At 59.4% G+C, this 15,986-nt stretch carries 12 protein-coding genes; 9 read left to right on the top strand and 3 right to left on the bottom strand.

Annotated features, from left to right (window positions below):
- Window positions 1-325: 325 nt before the first annotated feature.
- From ACIPIZ_RS22690 to ACIPIZ_RS22670, 5 genes are all read left to right on the top strand, one after another.
- Window positions 326-2,215: a DUF1302 domain-containing protein gene (locus ACIPIZ_RS22690; protein ID WP_064392884.1), complete on the top strand. Its 1,890-nt coding sequence runs from the start codon at window positions 326-328 to the stop codon at window positions 2,213-2,215.
- Between the two features lie 27 nt (window positions 2,216-2,242).
- On the top strand, window positions 2,243-3,607 hold the full coding sequence (locus tag ACIPIZ_RS22685) for a DUF1329 domain-containing protein (protein ID WP_095050635.1): 1,365 nt from the start codon (window positions 2,243-2,245) through the stop codon (window positions 3,605-3,607).
- Between the two features lie 345 nt (window positions 3,608-3,952).
- Window positions 3,953-6,688, top strand: a complete 2,736-nt coding sequence (locus ACIPIZ_RS22680) for a LuxR C-terminal-related transcriptional regulator (protein WP_401167572.1) — start codon at window positions 3,953-3,955, stop codon at window positions 6,686-6,688.
- Window positions 6,689-6,739: 51 nt separating this feature from the next.
- Entirely contained in the window at window positions 6,740-7,384 is a 645-nt protein-coding gene (locus tag ACIPIZ_RS22675; RefSeq protein WP_064392881.1) for an MBL fold metallo-hydrolase, read from the top strand.
- A gap of 111 nt (window positions 7,385-7,495) precedes the next feature.
- Window positions 7,496-8,230 (top strand): OmpA family protein, encoded by a 735-nt coding sequence (locus ACIPIZ_RS22670; RefSeq protein ID WP_253481926.1) that lies wholly within the window; start codon window positions 7,496-7,498, stop codon window positions 8,228-8,230.
- 230 nt (window positions 8,231-8,460) lie between these two features.
- On the opposite strand, the gene ACIPIZ_RS22665 is transcribed toward ACIPIZ_RS22670, so the two are convergent.
- Complete coding sequence (locus ACIPIZ_RS22665) at window positions 8,461-8,895, bottom strand: YhcB family protein (protein WP_064392879.1); 435 nt, start codon at window positions 8,893-8,895, stop codon at window positions 8,461-8,463.
- A gap of 144 nt (window positions 8,896-9,039) precedes the next feature.
- On the opposite strand from ACIPIZ_RS22665, the gene ACIPIZ_RS22660 reads away from it, so the two are divergent.
- The 3 genes from ACIPIZ_RS22660 (at window position 9,040) to zapE (ending at window position 12,234) form a co-directional block, all read left to right on the top strand.
- Window positions 9,040-9,669, top strand: coding sequence for an alpha/beta hydrolase (locus tag ACIPIZ_RS22660; RefSeq protein WP_401167608.1), 630 nt, complete (start codon window positions 9,040-9,042; stop codon window positions 9,667-9,669).
- Window positions 9,670-9,693: 24 nt separating this feature from the next.
- Window positions 9,694-11,049: a tryptophan--tRNA ligase gene (locus tag ACIPIZ_RS22655; RefSeq protein WP_034156484.1), complete on the top strand. Its 1,356-nt coding sequence runs from the start codon at window positions 9,694-9,696 to the stop codon at window positions 11,047-11,049.
- Between the two features lie 90 nt (window positions 11,050-11,139).
- On the top strand, window positions 11,140-12,234 hold the full coding sequence (zapE, locus tag ACIPIZ_RS22650; protein WP_038361044.1) for a cell division protein ZapE: 1,095 nt from the start codon (window positions 11,140-11,142) through the stop codon (window positions 12,232-12,234).
- A gap of 211 nt (window positions 12,235-12,445) precedes the next feature.
- Here zapE and ACIPIZ_RS22645 read toward each other — a convergent pair whose 3' ends face one another.
- Window positions 12,446-13,342 (bottom strand): GlxA family transcriptional regulator, encoded by an 897-nt coding sequence (locus ACIPIZ_RS22645; RefSeq protein WP_177330986.1) that lies wholly within the window; start codon window positions 13,340-13,342, stop codon window positions 12,446-12,448.
- A gap of 250 nt (window positions 13,343-13,592) precedes the next feature.
- On the opposite strand from ACIPIZ_RS22645, the gene ACIPIZ_RS22640 reads away from it, so the two are divergent.
- Complete coding sequence (locus ACIPIZ_RS22640) at window positions 13,593-14,729, top strand: acyl-CoA dehydrogenase family protein (protein WP_064392876.1); 1,137 nt, start codon at window positions 13,593-13,595, stop codon at window positions 14,727-14,729.
- Between the two features lie 105 nt (window positions 14,730-14,834).
- Here ACIPIZ_RS22640 and ACIPIZ_RS22635 read toward each other — a convergent pair whose 3' ends face one another.
- Window positions 14,835-15,875, bottom strand: coding sequence for an NADP(H)-dependent aldo-keto reductase (locus tag ACIPIZ_RS22635; protein ID WP_401167566.1), 1,041 nt, complete (start codon window positions 15,873-15,875; stop codon window positions 14,835-14,837).
- Between the last annotated feature and the right edge of the window lie 111 nt (window positions 15,876-15,986).

Below are 15,986 nucleotides of genomic sequence, written 5' to 3'. Positions count from 1 at the left end.
CGCGCCGAAAACGGCGCGCCAGGCCCACCAAGCAAGCGCTTGCCTTGTGAAATCGAAAAATTCAGCCATCCTTGCCGTGCCGACATGTGTCGGACTGGCGAAAGGACTGTTCCAGAGTGGCCGGCAGCTGCAAATCACACTTTAGAGGGATCAAGCAGTACCACCTGCTGGCTATAGTCCGCTCAAGGATTTTTAAGAACGGAGCACACGCACTGAACGGGGCGAGCAACTTTGGAATGATTTCGGGCAGCCCTGGCGCCCGGTCTTCCACAGCGTTTTTAAAAGTACTCACTGCCATAACAATAATGCACATGGAGTAGCGTCGATGACCTCAGTAAACCAGTTCTGGCGCCGGGCAAAACTGCCTCTGGCGGTCAGCATTGCCTCTTCGCTCGCCGGGCCCGCATTCGGCGTCAGTTTCAACGTCGGTGAAATCGAAGGCCAGTTCGACTCTTCTCTGTCGATCGGTGCCAGTTGGTCTACTCAGAGCCCGAACAAGAACCTCATCGGCGTCAACAACGGCGGCCATGGCCTGTCGCAGACCTCCGATGACGGCCACGCCAACTTCAAGAGCGGCGAGACCTTCTCGAAAATCTTCAAGGGCATCCATGACCTTGAACTGAAATACGGCGACACCGGTGTCTTCGTCCGTGGCAAATACTGGTACGACTTCGAACTCAAGGACGAAAGCCGACAGTTCAAGGACATCAGTGACAGCAACCGCAAGGAAGGCGCCAAGTCGTCCGGCGGGCAGATCCTCGACGCCTTCGTCTATCACAACTATTCGGTTGCCGATCAGCCGGGCTCGGTGCGTCTGGGCAAGCAGGTCGTGAGCTGGGGTGAAAGTACCTTCATCGGCGGCGGCATCAACTCGATCAACCCGATCGACGTGTCGGCGTTCCGTCGTCCGGGTGCCGAGATCAAGGAAGGCCTGATCCCGGTCAACATGTTCTATGTGTCCCAGAGTCTCACCGAGAACCTCTCGGCCGAAGCGTTCTATCAACTGGAATGGGACCAGACCGTCGTCGACAACTGCGGCACGTTCTTCTCGCAGCCGGACATCGTTGCCGACGGTTGCAACGACAACCTGCGCGTGCTGAACAAACGTTCGCAGATTCCGGCCGTCGCCTTGGGGCCGTTGGCCGCCAACGGCGTCAACGTCAACGAAGAAGGTGTTCTGGTACGCCGTGGCGGCGACCGCGATGCCCGTGACAGCGGCCAGTGGGGCGCATCCTTCAAGTACATGTACGAACCGCTGGACACCGAGTTCGGTGCCTACTTCATGAACTACCACAGCCGTGCGCCGATCTTCAGTGCCACCGGTGCGCCGCAATCTGTCTACAACACGGCGCGCGGGCTGCCGGGGCCTTTTGCCGCACTCGCACCCCTATTGGTCGCGGGCAACTCGCAATACTTCATTGAATACCCTGAAGACATTCGTCTCTACGGCCTGAGCTTCTCCACTACCCTGCCTACGGGCACTGCGTGGAGCGGTGAGATCAGCTACCGTCCGAATGCGCCGGTGCAGCTGAACTCCACCGACATCCTGTTTGCCGGTGTACGTCCACTGGGCGGTGCACTGACCAACGCTTCGCTACTCAACGGCGTGCCGGGTCAGGATCTGCACGGTTACGAACGCAAGGAAATCACCCAGATCCAGACCACCTTCACGCACTTCTTCGATCAGGTCATGGGCGCCAGCCGTCTGACCCTGGTCGGTGAAGTCGGTGCGACCTATGTCGGCGGGCTGGAAAGCCGTTCCGACATGCGTTATGGCCGCGATCCCGTGTATGGCCCGGGTGAGTTGCCGGCCACTGGCGGTATCAATACCTGCTCCAACATTCTCAACGCCAGCACCATCAACGGTGCAGGGCCTGGGTCGCCGCAAAACAACCGCAGCCGCAATTGCGACAATGACGGCTTCACCACATCGGTTTCCTGGGGCTATCGCGGTCGTGCGATCTGGGAATACAACGACGTGTTCGCCGGTGTGAACCTCAAGCCGAACGTGGCCTGGTCCCACGACGTCAGCGGTTACTCGCCTGGCCCTGGCGGCAACTTCGAGGAAGGTCGCAAGGCTGTCAGCCTCGGTGTCGACGCGGAATACCAGAACACCTACACCGCGAGCCTGGCTTACACCAACTTCTTCGATGGCAAGTACACCACCGTGGATGATCGCGACTTCGTTGCGCTCAGCTTCGGCGTGAACTTCTAAGCACTGCATTTCAGGACGAACACACATATGAAAATAACAAAGAGTCTGTTCCACGCCGGTGTTCTGGGTCTGTCGCTGCTGGCGACCGGTGTCATGGCCGCGGTACCTGCCGCCGAAGCCGACAAACTGGGCAAGAGCCTGACGCCGATGGGCGCCGAAATGGCTGGTAATGCCGATGGTTCCATTCCTGCCTGGAAGCCACTGCCGAAGAATGCCGGCTCGGTCGACAGCAAGGGTTTCCTGTCCAATCCATACGCCAGTGAGCAACCGCTGTTCACCATCACGGCGAAAGACGTCGACAAGTACAAGGACAAACTCGCGCCGGGGCAGTACGCGATGTTCAAGCGTTACCCGGACACCTTCAAGATGCCGGTGTATCCGTCCCATCGCGGTGCGACCGTGCCGGATGACGTGTTCGCCGCCATCAAGAAAAACGCCACCACCACCAATCTGGTGTCCGGCGGCAACGGTCTGGAAAACTTCGATACCGCCGTGCCGTTCCCGATTCCGAAAACCGGTGTGGAAGTCATCTGGAACCACATCACCCGCTATCGCGGCGGCAGCGTGACCCGTCTGGTGACTCAGGCCACGCCGCAACCGAACGGCTCGTACAGCCTGGTGTACTTCCAGGATCAGTTCGTGTTCCGCGACAAGATGAAGGACTACGATCCGGCGAATCCGGGCAACATCCTGTTCTACTTCAAGCAGAAAGTGACCGCGCCGGCACGTCTGGCCGGTGGCGTGCTGCTGGTGCACGAGACTCTCGACCAAGTGAAGGAACCGCGCTCAGCGTGGGTCTACAACGCCGGTCAGCGCCGCGTGCGTCGCGCGCCACAAGTGTCCTATGACGGCCCGGGTACCGCGGCGGATGGCCTGCGTACTTCCGACAACCTCGACATGTTCAACGGTGCACCGGATCGCTACGACTGGAAGCTCGAAGGCAAGAAAGAGATGTACATCGCCTCCGACAGCTACAAGCTCGACGATCCGAAGCTGAAATACGCCGACATCATCAAGGCCGGTCACATCAACCAGGATCTGGCGCGTTACGAGCTGCGCCGCGTCTGGCATGTGGTCGCGACCCTGAAGGAAGGTCAGCGCCACATCTACGCCAAGCGTGACTTCTACATTGACGAAGACACCTGGCAAGCCGCGGTGATCGACCATTACGATGGTCGTGGTCAGCTGTGGCGTGTGGCCGAGGCGCATGCCGAGAACTACTACGACAAGCAAGTGCCGTGGTACGCCCTGGAAACCCTCTACGACCTGCAGTCCGGCCGTTATCTGGCTCTGGGCATGAAGAACGAAGAGAAGAGTGCGTATGACTTCGGCTTCACTGCTACCACCAGCGATTTCACTCCAGCCGCCCTGCGGCAGGATGGCGTCCGCTAAACCGCTGTAAACCCGAGGCCGCATCCTCGTGAAAAACGCCCCGACTGGTTCGGGGCGTTTTTTTTCGATCAGATTTCCCTGCTTGTGCAGGAGCTGCCGCAGGCTGCGATCTTTTGATCCTGCTTTTTTTGAGAGGGGGCAAAACAACGTCAAAAAATCGCAGCCTGCGGCAGCTCCTACAGGGGTTCATCGGGGGGGCGCGATGTAGCGGTGATGCCGGTTTTTGTCGGCGCTGTGTAGCTTTTTTGTAGCCATTTGTAGCAGCAACCTTCATTCCCTCTTCGTTTAAGGCTAGTCTGCGGACATCTGCAACGCCGCCAACAGCAATTCGAACAAGAGCCGGCCATGACTGATCTGTCCCCACTTCCGGGTCCCGCAAGTGTTGCCGTCACGGCATTGGACGGGCGTTTTTTTCGCCCGCCACTCCCCGACGGATACGTGCTGCGACCACGACTTTGCGAGCGCCTGCAAGCCGGGCTCGGTGGGCGACTGTTGCTGGTCAGCGCCCCGGCCGGGTTTGGCAAGAGTTCGCTGGCGGTGGAGTTTTGTCAGAGCCTGCCGGCGCATTGGCAAAGTTTATGGCTGGGTCTGAGCCCACGGGACAGCGACCCGGGGCGGTTTCTCGAACGCTTGCTCGAAGGCCTGCAGGACTACTTTCCACAGTTGGGCAGCCGCGCGTTGGGCCTGCTGAAAATGCGCCAACGGCATCAGCCATTTGCCTTCGAGGAATGGCTCGATGGCTTGCTCGACGAACTGGCGCTGCAACTTGATCCGGCGGCGCCGTTGCTGCTGTTGCTCGACGATTACCATCTCGCTCAAGGCCCGGTTCTTGACCGTTGCCTGCAATTCTTCCTCAATCATTTGCCCGATGGCCTGCTGGTCATGGTTACCAGCCGACAGCGACCGGACTGGCATCTGGCGCGCTTGCGCCTGTCGCGACAGTTGCTCGAATTGCATGAACAGGATTTGCGCCTGACCCGCGACGAAGCACTGAGCCTGCTCGATCGGCACAGCACGTCTCTGCGCGGTGAAGCCCTGGAAAGCCTGATTCAGCGCAGCGAAGGCTGGGTCGCGGGTTTGCGTTTCTGGCTGCTGGCGGTGGCCGAGGCCGGCAGCGATGCGGTGTTGCCGCAAGCGTTGAACGGCGGGGAAGGGCTGATCCGCGACTATCTGCTGGAAGAGGTCATCGATTGTTTGCCGGCCGAAGTGCAGGCATTTCTCTACGACACGGCGCCACAGGAGCGCTTTTGCAGCGAACTCTGCGATGCCGTGCGCGAAGCCCATGACAGTGCCGAAATCCTGCGTTTCCTGCTCGCACACCAAGTCTTTCTGGTGCCGCTGGACGAGCATGGCCACTGGTATCGCTATCACCATTTATTCTCCGACTTGCTGCGCAGTCGTCCGATCGCGCAGGCGATGGTGCCGCCGGCGACCCTGCATCTGCGCGCCTGCCGCTGGTTCAACGCGCAGGGGCTGCTCGACGAAGCGGTGGAGCAGGCCTTGCGCGCCGGCCATCTCGACGTGGCAGCGAATCTGGTGCAGAACCTCTCCGAAGAACAACTGCTTGCCGAGCAAAACATCGGCATGTTGCTGCGCTGGAAAATGGATTTGCCCGACAGTCTGCTGATCAGCACGCCACGCTTGATCGTGCTCTACAGCTGGGCGCTGGGGCTGGCCTGTCAGCTCGATGCCGCCGAAGAGTTGTCCAGTCATCTGAGCCGTTTTCTGCCAGCGCCTTCTGCCACTGCGCAAAAGTCGATGCTGGCGCAATGGCTGGCACTCAGCGGAATCATTGCTCGCGGACGCGGGCATCGAGAGTTGACGCTGCGCTATTGCAGCGAAGCGCTCGAAAGCCTGCCGGCCAAGCGCTACGGTCAGCGGTTGATGTGCTTGTCGACCTTGTCGAATCTGGCCATTGCCGATGGCGATCTGTGGCGCGCGCGGGGCTTGAACCGCGAATCCCTTGAACTGGCGCAGCGGGTCGGCAATCCCTTGTTTGAAGCATTGGCGCATTACGACCGGGCGCGGGTTCTGCAATCGCGAGGTGAAATTCTCCGTGCGCTCACGGAAGTGCACCAAGGGCTGGAGCGCTTGCGCGGGTTGTCGGCGCAACGTTTGTACGCCGTACGTGCGCGTCTGACGTTATACGAGGGCTTTCTGCTGGCGATGCGCCTGCAACCCCAGGCCGCGCGCGGGCGCCTGCTGAGCGGGATCGCAGAGGCGCGCGCCTGTCGCGATATCAGCGTGTTGATCGGCCATTGTGTGATCGCCCGGCTGGATGGCGCCAAAGGCGAGTTCGCCGGTGCTTTTGCGGAATTGGCCGAAGCCGAACGGCTGATGCATATCTGGGACGTGCCGCCGATCTACTATCTGGCGATGATCACGCTGGTCAAATGCGAACTGTGGCTGGCCCAGGGCCGCACCGATCTGGCCGAAGCCTGGCTGGCGCGACTGGGCCAGACCTACACCGGCGAACGTGCTGCCGCGCCACCGGAATTTCATCCGCAGTTGCCCTTGCATGTCGAGCTGCAACAGGCACTGCTCGACATGATTCAAGGGCAACCGATGCTCGCCGAAGGGCGGTTGAACGTGTTGCATGAAAACGGCCAGCAAACCGGCCGCCAGTTGCTCAGTGTGATGGCGTTGACGCAGAAAGTGGCGTTGCTGCTGGCCGGTGGTCGCGAGCCGGAAGCGCGCAAGACTTTGAGCCTGGCGCTGGATGCCGCAGCGGGCGGTGTGCTGCAACCCTTCGATGGCTTGCTCAAGGAACATCCGGACTGGGTGCGCGGGCAATTGGCGGCTAACGTGTCGAACCCGGTTGGCCAGCAATTGCTCGAACACATTGCCCCGTCTACAACCCGTCCGGTGCCCGAGTGTCCGGCAGCAGAACAGCTCAGCAGTCGTGAGCTGGCGGTGCTGCGACTGATCGCCCAAGGTTGTTCCAACCAGGAGATCAGCGAGCAGTTGTTCATTTCACTGCACACGGTGAAAACCCATGCGAGCCACATCAACAGCAAGCTGGGCGTCGAGCGGCGCACCCAAGCCGTGGCGCGCGCAAAGGAGCTGGGGTTAATGATCTAACGGCGGTAAAATCGCCGATCTGCCGCTTCGAACCTTGGCTCAGGATTGCCCATGACTGTTGCAAAACCAGCGCTGATCCGCGAAACCTTCCCTGTTGGCCCGTTGCAGTGCAATTGCACGATCATCGGCGACCCGCTGACCAAAAAAGCCATTGTCGTCGACCCGGGCGGCAACCCTGACCTGATCATGGCGCGCCTCGATGCGCATGGCCTGAAAGTGGTCAGCATCATCCACACCCACGCGCACCTCGATCATTTCCTTGCTTCCGGGCAGATGAAGGAAAAAACCGGCGCGACCCTGCATTTGCACAAGGAAGACCAGTTTCTTTGGGACAACCTCGAGATGCAGTGTCAGATGTTCGGTGTGCCATACACTCCGGTGCCATCGCCAGATCGCTGGTTAAACGATGATGAAGAACTAGCCTGTGGTTGCGGCGTGGCCCTGCATACGCCGGGACATACCCCCGGTTCCATGAGCTTTTGGTTTTCCGAGGCTAAGCTGTTGATTGCCGGCGACACGCTGTTTCGTCGTGGCGTAGGACGTACGGATTTGTGGGGCGGCGATCAGGCGACCATCGTGCGTTCGATCAAACAGCGGCTGTATACCCTGGACGAAGACGCAACAGTGGTGACCGGGCACGGTCCGGATACACGGTTGGGCGATGAAATGCGCGAGAACCCTTTTGTGCGGGCGTAAATATTTTGTCACGAGTGCCCGGCGGAATTTTTGTGCATTGTCATGATCCAACGCCCGCACAGGTCCATTGCCAAAAATGGCCGTCATAGAATGCAAAAGTAGGAGCTCTCCATGTTCACCAAGCGTCGTTTGATTATTGTCGCTACCGCCGTGGCCTTGCTGTCCGGCTGCGCCTCGCCTAATCCGTATGACAATCAGGGCCAGGCCGATGGTGGCTCTCAAGGCATGAGCAAAACCGCCAAGTACGGTGGTCTCGGTGCGCTGGCCGGTGCTTTGGCCGGTGCTGCCATCGACCATAACAATCGCGGCAAAGGTGCCTTGATCGGCGCGGCGGTGGTGGGGGCTTCGGCGGCCGGTTACGGTTATTACGCTGACAAGCAGGAAGCCAAGCTACGCGCGAGCATGGCCAACACCGGGGTTGAAGTGCAGCGTCAGGGCGATCAGATCAAGCTGATCATGCCAGGCAATATCACCTTCGCGACCGACTCGGCGAACATCGCGTCCAGCTTCTATCAACCGCTGAACAATCTGGCCAACTCGCTGAAAGAGTTCAACCAGAATCAGATCGAGATCGTCGGTTACACCGACAGCACCGGCAGCCGCCAGCACAACATGGACCTGTCCCAGCGTCGTGCGCAGAGCGTGGCGACCTACCTGACCTCGCAAGGCGTCAGCGGTGCCAACCTGACGGCCCGTGGTGCCGGTCCGGATAATCCGATTGCCAGCAACGGCGACGTCAATGGCCGGGCGCAGAACCGTCGGGTTGAAGTCAACCTGAAGGCGATTCCGGGCCAGGAGTATGGTGGTCAGCAGCAACAGCCGGGCACTGTTCAGCAGTATCCATAAGCGCTTGCCTGAATGAAGAAATGCCCGGTCCTGGTGATCGGGCATTTTTGTGTGGGGACTGTGCTGGCCTCATCGCGAGCAGGCTCACTCCTACAGGGGAATGCAATTCAAAATGTAGGAGTGAGCCTGCTCGCGATGGCGATCAAGTCGGCCGCACAAAACTATCAGATACAAAAAAGCCCCCGGACACATCACTGTCCGGGGGCTTTTTGTTTGTCAGCGAAGACTGATTACTTCTTCAAGCCATAGTGCTCATCGAGCATGCCCGGTGAGTTCGGCGTCTTCGGTGCGTAGTCGCGTGGCGGCTCCTGATCGCGCGGTGGCGTCAGGCGTTCACGTGGCGCCTGCGCCGCGTCAGCGTGCAGGGCAGCGATCAGGCGCTGGCGGGTCTGCTCGTCCAGGGCCAGACGATTGGCACCCTCGGCGAGATGATCCTGCACTTCCTGATAGCTCTGGGTCAGCTTCTTGACCAGCATCGCGGTGCTGTTGAAGTGGGTGACCACCTCGTTTTGATAACTGTCGAAACGCTCCTGGATATCATCCAGTTGACGCTGCGTACGGCTCGGCGCGGCGTTCGGCGCAACGCGCGCGATCAGGAATCCAATGGCGACACCCACAACCAGGGCAAGAGTCGGTAACAACCAAACTAAGAGCGAGTGTTCCACGAGTCCTTCCTCGAAAAACCGCTTTGCTTTAAGTTACCGGCTCGAACCTGCGCTGTATACCGCGATTCACTCGCAATAGATTGGCACAGACAATTTGCTAGACGAGTCGACCCGATTCGAGGTCACGGAGTTCCTTCCTTGCTGATGCGTGAAACCCCTGTAGTGATTGCCGGCCCCGTCGGCCAAATCGAAGCGTTGTACCTGGATAACGAGCAGCCAATCGGCATCGCGCTGATCTGCCATCCGAACCCGGTGCAGGGCGGCACCATGCTCAACAAGGTCGTCTCGACCCTGCAGCGCACCGCGCGCGACGCCGGCCTGATCACCTTGCGCTTCAACTATCGCGGCGTGGGTGCCAGTGAAGGTTCCCACGACATGGGCACCGGTGAAGTCGACGATGCCCAGGCAGCCGCCAAGTGGTTGCGCGAGAAATACCCGGATCTGCCGCTGACCTTGTTCGGTTTCTCCTTCGGCGGATTTGTTGCAGCAAGTCTCGGTGGCCGTCTCGAAGCGCAAGGCGTGCAGCTCAAGCACCTGTTCATGGTCGCGCCGGCGGTGATGCGTCTTGGCGAGCAGGATCAACTGCCGCAACACGGCGAACTCACGGTGATCCAGCCGGAAACCGACGAAGTCATCGATCCGCAACTGGTTTACGACTGGTCGGAAAAACTCCAGCGCCCCCATGAGCTGCTGAAAGTGGCAGAATGCGGACACTTTTTTCATGGCAAGCTGACCGATCTCAAGGATCTGATCCTGCCGCGTCTCTCGAATTGATTGCAGTCTGACAAGCGATTACCCATGACGAACCGTACCCGTATCCTCACCGGCATCACCACCACCGGCACGCCGCACCTGGGCAACTATGCCGGCGCCATCCGCCCGGCGATCCTTGCCAGCCGCGACAGCAATGCCGACTCGTTCTACTTTCTTGCCGACTACCACGCCCTGATCAAATGCGATGACCCGCTGCGCATCCAGCGCTCGCGTCTGGAAATCGCCGCGACCTGGCTGGCCGGTGGCCTCGATGTCGACCGCGTGACCTTCTACCGTCAGTCCGACATCCCGGAAATCCCTGAGCTGACCTGGCTGCTGACCTGCGTCGCGGCCAAGGGCCTGCTCAACCGCGCGCACGCCTACAAGGCGTCGGTGGACAAAAACGTCGAAACCGGTGAAGACCCGGACGCCGGCATCACCATGGGTCTCTACAGCTATCCAGTGCTGATGGCGGCGGACATTTTGATGTTCAACGCGCACAAGGTGCCGGTCGGTCGTGACCAGATCCAGCACGTGGAAATGGCCCGCGACATCGGCCAACGTTTCAACCACTTGTTCGGTCAGGGCAAAGAATTCTTCACCATGCCCGAAGCGCTGATCGAAGAAAGCGTGGCGACGTTGCCAGGCCTCGACGGTCGCAAGATGTCGAAGAGCTACGACAACACCATCCCGTTGTTCTCCAGCGCCAAAGAGATGAAGGACGCGATTTCGCGGATCGTCACCGACTCCAAAGCGCCAGGCGAAGCCAAGGATCCGGACAATTCGCACCTGTTCACGCTGTTCCAGGCGTTTGCCACGCCGGCGCAGGCTGACGAATTCCGCAGCGAACTGTTGGGCGGTCTGGGTTGGGGCGAGGCGAAGAACCGTTTGTTCCAGTTGCTCGACAACGATCTCGGCGAAGCGCGCGACAAGTATCACCAGTTGATCGAGCGCCCGGCGGATCTGGAAGACATTCTGCAGATCGGTGCCAAGAAGGCCCGCGCCGTGGCAACGCCGTTCCTCAACGAACTGCGCGAAGCCGTTGGCCTGCGCTCCTTCGTCAATCAGGTTCAGGTTGCTGCGACCACCAAGAAGAAAGCCGCGAAAGCCGCGCGTTTCGTCAGCTTCCGCGAAGACGACGGCAGCTTCCGTTTCCGTTTGCTGGCGGCTGATGGCGAGCAACTGCTGCTGTCGCGCAACTTCGCCGACGGCAAAACCGCAGGCCAGGTGACCAAGCAACTGCAATCCGGTCAGCCGCTGGACGTGCGCAGCGAAGACCTGAGCTTCAGCGTCTGGCTGGAAGGCGAGTGCGTTGGTGACAGCCCGGCGTTCGCCGACGCTGCTGCGCGGGACGCGGCCATCGAGGCTTTGCGCGTCGCGCTGACCCCGGTTCAGGACTAATCGGCGGCACGACCCGACCAAGGGCCGATTGCCATTCCTACGGGCCGTCGCTACAGTGACGGCCCGTTTTTGTTGCCTTGCTAACGAATTATGACGCCCCTAGAACGATACCAAGCTGATCTGAAACGCCCGGACTTCTTCCATGACGCCGCGCAGGAAACTGCTGTGCGTCATTTGCAGCGTTTGTACGAGGATCTGATCGCCGCCGATCAGAACAAGCCGGGTCTGCTGAGCAAACTGTTCGGCAAAAAGGATCAGACGCCGGTCAAGGGCCTGTATTTCTGGGGCGGCGTAGGTCGCGGCAAGACTTACCTGGTCGACACCTTCTTCGAAGCGCTGCCGTTCAAGGAAAAGACCCGCACCCACTTCCACCGCTTCATGAAGCGCGTGCACGAAGAAATGAAAACCCTCGGCGGCGAGAAAAACCCGCTGACCATCATCGCCAAGCGCTTCGCGACCGAGTCGCGGGTAATCTGCTTCGATGAGTTCTTCGTTTCCGACATCACCGACGCGATGATCCTCGGCACGCTGATGGAAGAGCTGTTCAAGAATGGCGTGACCCTGGTCGCGACCTCGAACATCGTCCCGGATGGCCTGTACAAGGACGGTCTGCAGCGTGCGCGCTTCTTGCCAGCCATTGCGCTGATCAAGCAGAACACCGAGATCGTCAACGTCGACAGCGGCGTCGACTACCGTCTGCGCCACCTCGAACAAGCGGAGCTGTTCCACTATCCGCTCGATGAAGCCGCTCACGAAAGCCTGCGCAAGAGCTTCAAGGCACTGACGCCGGAATGCACTGCCGCGGTCGAGAACGATGTACTGATCATCGAAAACCGCGAGATCCGCGCCCTGCGTACTTGCGACGACGTGGCGTGGTTCGACTTCCGCGAACTGTGCGACGGCCCGCGCAGCCAGAACGATTACATTGAGCTGGGCAAAATCTTCCACGCCGTGCTGCTCAGCGGTGTTGAGCAGATGAGCGTCACCACCGACGACATCGCTCGCCGCTTCATCAACATGGTCGACGAGTTCTACGACCGTAACGTCAAGCTGATCATTTCTGCTGAAGTCGAGCTGAAGGATCTGTACACCGGCGGACGTTTGAACTTCGAGTTCCAGCGCACGTTGAGCCGATTGCTGGAGATGCAATCGCACGAGTTCCTGTCGCGGGCGCACAAGCCTTAAACAGAATCGGCAAAGTAAAAGGGCCTGCGATTGCAGGCCCTTTTTTATCTCGAATTCACCGGCCCGCGCACACTGATCGTTCCCACGCTCCGCGTGGGAATGCATACCGTGACGCTCTGCGTCACATTCCGGGGCGGACGCGGAGCGTCCATTGGCAGCATTCCCACGCAGAGCGTGGGAACGATCAATGGGTTTGTGTATGGGCAGAGGGCTACGCAGCCTGTTGGAACTGCTGCCGATACTGGTTCGGCGACAGCTCCGTGTGCTGGCGGAACAACCGCGCAAAGAAACTCGCATCGTCGTAACCGACCTCATAACTGATGGTCTTGATGCTCTTGCGGCTGCCGGACAGCAGGCCCTTGGCCGTCTCGATGCGCAGCCGTTGCAGGTAGTGCAGCGGCTTGTCGCCGGTGGCGGTCTGGAAGCGCCGCATGAAATTGCGGATGCTCATGCCATGCTCGCGGGCGACGTCTTCGAAGCGGAACTTGTCGGCGAAATGCTCTTCGAGCCAGTGCTGAATCTGCAGGATGATCACGTCCTGATGCAGCTTCTGCCCGCCGAAACCGATACGCCCCGGCGCATAGCTGCGCTGCACCTCATAGAGAATGTCGCGGGCCACGGCTTGCGCCACGTTGGCACCGCAGAAACGCTCGATCAGGTAGATATAGAGGTCGCAGGCCGATGTGGTGCCGCCGGCGCAGTAAAGGTTATCGGCGTCGGTCAGGTGCTTGTCCTGATTGAGGTAGACCTTCGGAAAGCGTTCGGCAAAGGCATTGAAGAAACGCCAGTAGGTCGTCGCTTCCTTGCCATCGAGCAACCCGGCTTCGGCCAGCCAGAACACGCCAGTGGCTTCGCCGCACAGCACAGCGCCGCGGGCATGTTGCTCGCGCAGCCAAGGCAGGATCTGTGGATAACGGCTGCACAAGGTCTCGAAATCATCCCAGAACGCCGGGAGGATGATGATATCGGTGTTTTCCAGACCACCATCCACCGGCATGACGACATCGCTGAAGCTTTTCACCGGTTTGCCATCGGGACTGACGATTCGTGTTTCAAACGCCGGCGTCAGGCCGTGGCCCAGTTGTTTGCCGTAACGGAGGCTGGCCACATGGAAAAAATCCTTGGCCTGCATGAGGGTGTAAGCGAAAACCCGGTCGATTGCCAGGATGCTGACGCGCCGCAAGGGCGTGGAGACTTGCTTGGACATAATTCAACTTTTGTTTTGTTTTTATAAGGGAAAGTGGTCACCAGACGGCTGGATCGTCTTATTTTTTGTCGGATGTGTCCAGTGTCCTGTGTCAGAGGGGAGGCTTAGTCTCTGAAGGCCATAATCCTCCAACAAGAAGGTAAGGTGCCGCATGATCCCCAGAACCTTGTTCAGCTCCGAGCACGAATTGTTTCGCGACAGCGTACGAACGTTCCTTGAGAAAGAGGCCGTGCCGTATCACGCGCAATGGGAGAAACAAGGCCATATCGACCGCAAGCTGTGGAACAAGGCAGGGGAGGCGGGGATGCTTTGCTCGCACCTTCCGGAGGAGTACGGCGGGCTGGGCGCGGACTTTCTCTACAGCGCCGTGGTGATCGAAGAGGTCGGTCGGCTGGGCCTGACCGGCATCGGCTTCTCGTTGCATTCCGACATCGTCGCGCCTTACATCCTGCATTACGGCAGCGAAGCGCTGAAGCACAAATACCTGCCGAAACTGGTTTCGGGCGAGATGGTCACGGCCATCGCCATGACCGAGCCGGGCGCGGGATCCGATCTGCAAGGCGTGAAAACCACCGCTGTGCTGGACGGTGACGAGTATGTGATCAACGGCTCGAAAACCTTTATCACCAACGGTTTTCTCGCAGACCTGGTGATCGTTGTCGCCAAGACTGATCCCAAGGCCGGCGCCAAGGGCACCAGCCTGTTTCTGGTCGAAGCGAACACGCCGGGCTTCGAGAAGGGCAAACGCCTGGAGAAGGTCGGAATGAAGGCCCAGGATACGTCGGAATTGTTCTTCCAGGACGTGCGTGTGCCGAAGGAAAACCTCTTGGGTCAGGCTGGGGCCGGATTCGCTTATCTGATGCAGGAATTGCCGCAGGAGCGCCTGACCGTGGCGATCGGTGGGTTGGCTTCAGCCGAAGCGGCATTGCAGTGGACGCTGGATTACACCCGTGATCGCAAAGCCTTTGGCAAGGCGATTGCCGACTTTCAGAACACCCGATTCAAATTGGCTGAGATGGCCACGGAGATTCAGATCGGTCGGGTCTTCGTCGATAAGTGTCTGGAGCTGCACCTGCAAGGCAAGCTCGACGTACCGACGGCGGCGATGGCGAAATACTGGGGCACCGACCTGCAATGCAAGGTGCTCGACGAGTGCGTGCAATTGCATGGTGGCTACGGCTTCATGTGGGAATACCCGGTGGCCCGGGCGTGGGCGGATGCGCGGGTGCAACGGATCTATGCCGGCACCAATGAAATCATGAAGGAGATCATTGCGCGGTCGCTTTGAAATTCTGGTGACTTTCAGACCGCTATCGCGAGCAGGCTCACTCCTACATTTGGAATGCGTTCCCTTGTAGGCGTGAACCTGCTCGCGATTGGGTCTATGAATCAATCAAGGCGCAGGATTCGGATGATCCTTGTGAATCGCCTCAATCCCTTCCAGCACTTCATCCGACAGCTTCAGGTCGAAGCTGTCGATGTTGCTGTCCAGTTGCTCAAGCGTCGTCGCCCCAATGATGTTGCTGGTGACGAACGGTTGCTGCGTCACGAACGCCAATGCCATTTGCGCCGGATCCAGACCGTGTTCACGGGCCAGCGCCACATAACGGCTGCACGCTGCTTCCGATTGCGCATTGAAATAGCGACTGAAGCGGCTGTAGAGGCTCAGGCGGCCCTTCGGTGGACGAGCGCCACCTTCGTACTTGCCTGACAGGAAACCGAACGCCAGCGGCGAATAGGCGAGGAGGCCGCACTGTTCGCGGATGGCGATTTCCGCCAGACCCACTTCAAAACTGCGGTTGAGCAGGTTGTACGGGTTCTGGATCGACACCGCGCGCGGCCAGCCACGGGCTTCGGCCAGCGCCAGAAAACGCATTGTGCCCCACGGTGTTTCGTTGGACAGGCCGATGTGGCGGATCTTGCCGGCCTTTACCTGCTCGTCGAGTGCTTCGAGGGTGTCTTCGAGCGGGGTCAGGTTCGCTTCGATCTTGTGTTTGTAGCCCAGCTGTCCGAAAAAATTGGTGCTGCGCTCTGGCCAGTGCAATTGGTACAGGTCGATGTAATCGGTCTGCAGGCGCTTGAGGCTGGCATCGACGGCTTCAGTGATGTGCTGACGGTTGTGGCGCAGGTTCTTGTCGCGGATGTAGTCGATGGTGTTGCCCGGACCTGCGATCTTGCTGGCGAGAATCCAGTCGGCGCGGTCGCCGCGACTTTTGAAGTAATTGCCGATGTAGCGCTCGGTGGTAGCGTAGGTTTCGGCTTTTGGCGGCACCGGGTACATCTCGGCGGTGTCGATGAAATTGATCCCGGCTTGCTTGGCCCGTTCGATCTGGGCGAAGGCTTCAGCTTCAGTGTTTTGCTCGCCCCAGGTCATGGTGCCGAGGCAGATTGCACTCACGTTCAGGTCGGTACGGCCTAGCTGGCGATAGTCCATCGGGTGCTCCTTGGGCAAAACAATCATAAAAGCAGGTTGAAATATTTTTCGCAATCTGCATAATTGCCGACCTCTTTATGCAGAGGAATTGATGCGCCGCAGCAGAAGAAT

This window comes from Pseudomonas sp. NPDC087690 (genome assembly GCF_044743175.1).
Taxonomy (GTDB): domain Bacteria; phylum Pseudomonadota; class Gammaproteobacteria; order Pseudomonadales; family Pseudomonadaceae; genus Aquipseudomonas.
This window is presented reverse-complemented; position numbering and strand designations above follow the sequence as displayed.

Coding starts and splice junctions, on each gene's coding strand:
- ACIPIZ_RS22635 (WP_401167566.1), bottom strand. CDS start 15,875: ATGGACTATCGCCAGCTAGGCCGTACCGACCTGAACGTGAGTGCAATC.
- ACIPIZ_RS22670 (WP_253481926.1), top strand. CDS start 7,496: ATGTTCACCAAGCGTCGTTTGATTATTGTCGCTACCGCCGTGGCCTTG.
- ACIPIZ_RS22675 (WP_064392881.1), top strand. CDS start 6,740: ATGACTGTTGCAAAACCAGCGCTGATCCGCGAAACCTTCCCTGTTGGC.
- ACIPIZ_RS22690 (WP_064392884.1), top strand. CDS start 326: ATGACCTCAGTAAACCAGTTCTGGCGCCGGGCAAAACTGCCTCTGGCG.
- ACIPIZ_RS22685 (WP_095050635.1), top strand. CDS start 2,243: ATGAAAATAACAAAGAGTCTGTTCCACGCCGGTGTTCTGGGTCTGTCG.
- ACIPIZ_RS22640 (WP_064392876.1), top strand. CDS start 13,593: ATGATCCCCAGAACCTTGTTCAGCTCCGAGCACGAATTGTTTCGCGAC.
- ACIPIZ_RS22660 (WP_401167608.1), top strand. CDS start 9,040: ATGCGTGAAACCCCTGTAGTGATTGCCGGCCCCGTCGGCCAAATCGAA.
- zapE (WP_038361044.1), top strand. CDS start 11,140: ATGACGCCCCTAGAACGATACCAAGCTGATCTGAAACGCCCGGACTTC.
- ACIPIZ_RS22680 (WP_401167572.1), top strand. CDS start 3,953: ATGACTGATCTGTCCCCACTTCCGGGTCCCGCAAGTGTTGCCGTCACG.
- ACIPIZ_RS22655 (WP_034156484.1), top strand. CDS start 9,694: ATGACGAACCGTACCCGTATCCTCACCGGCATCACCACCACCGGCACG.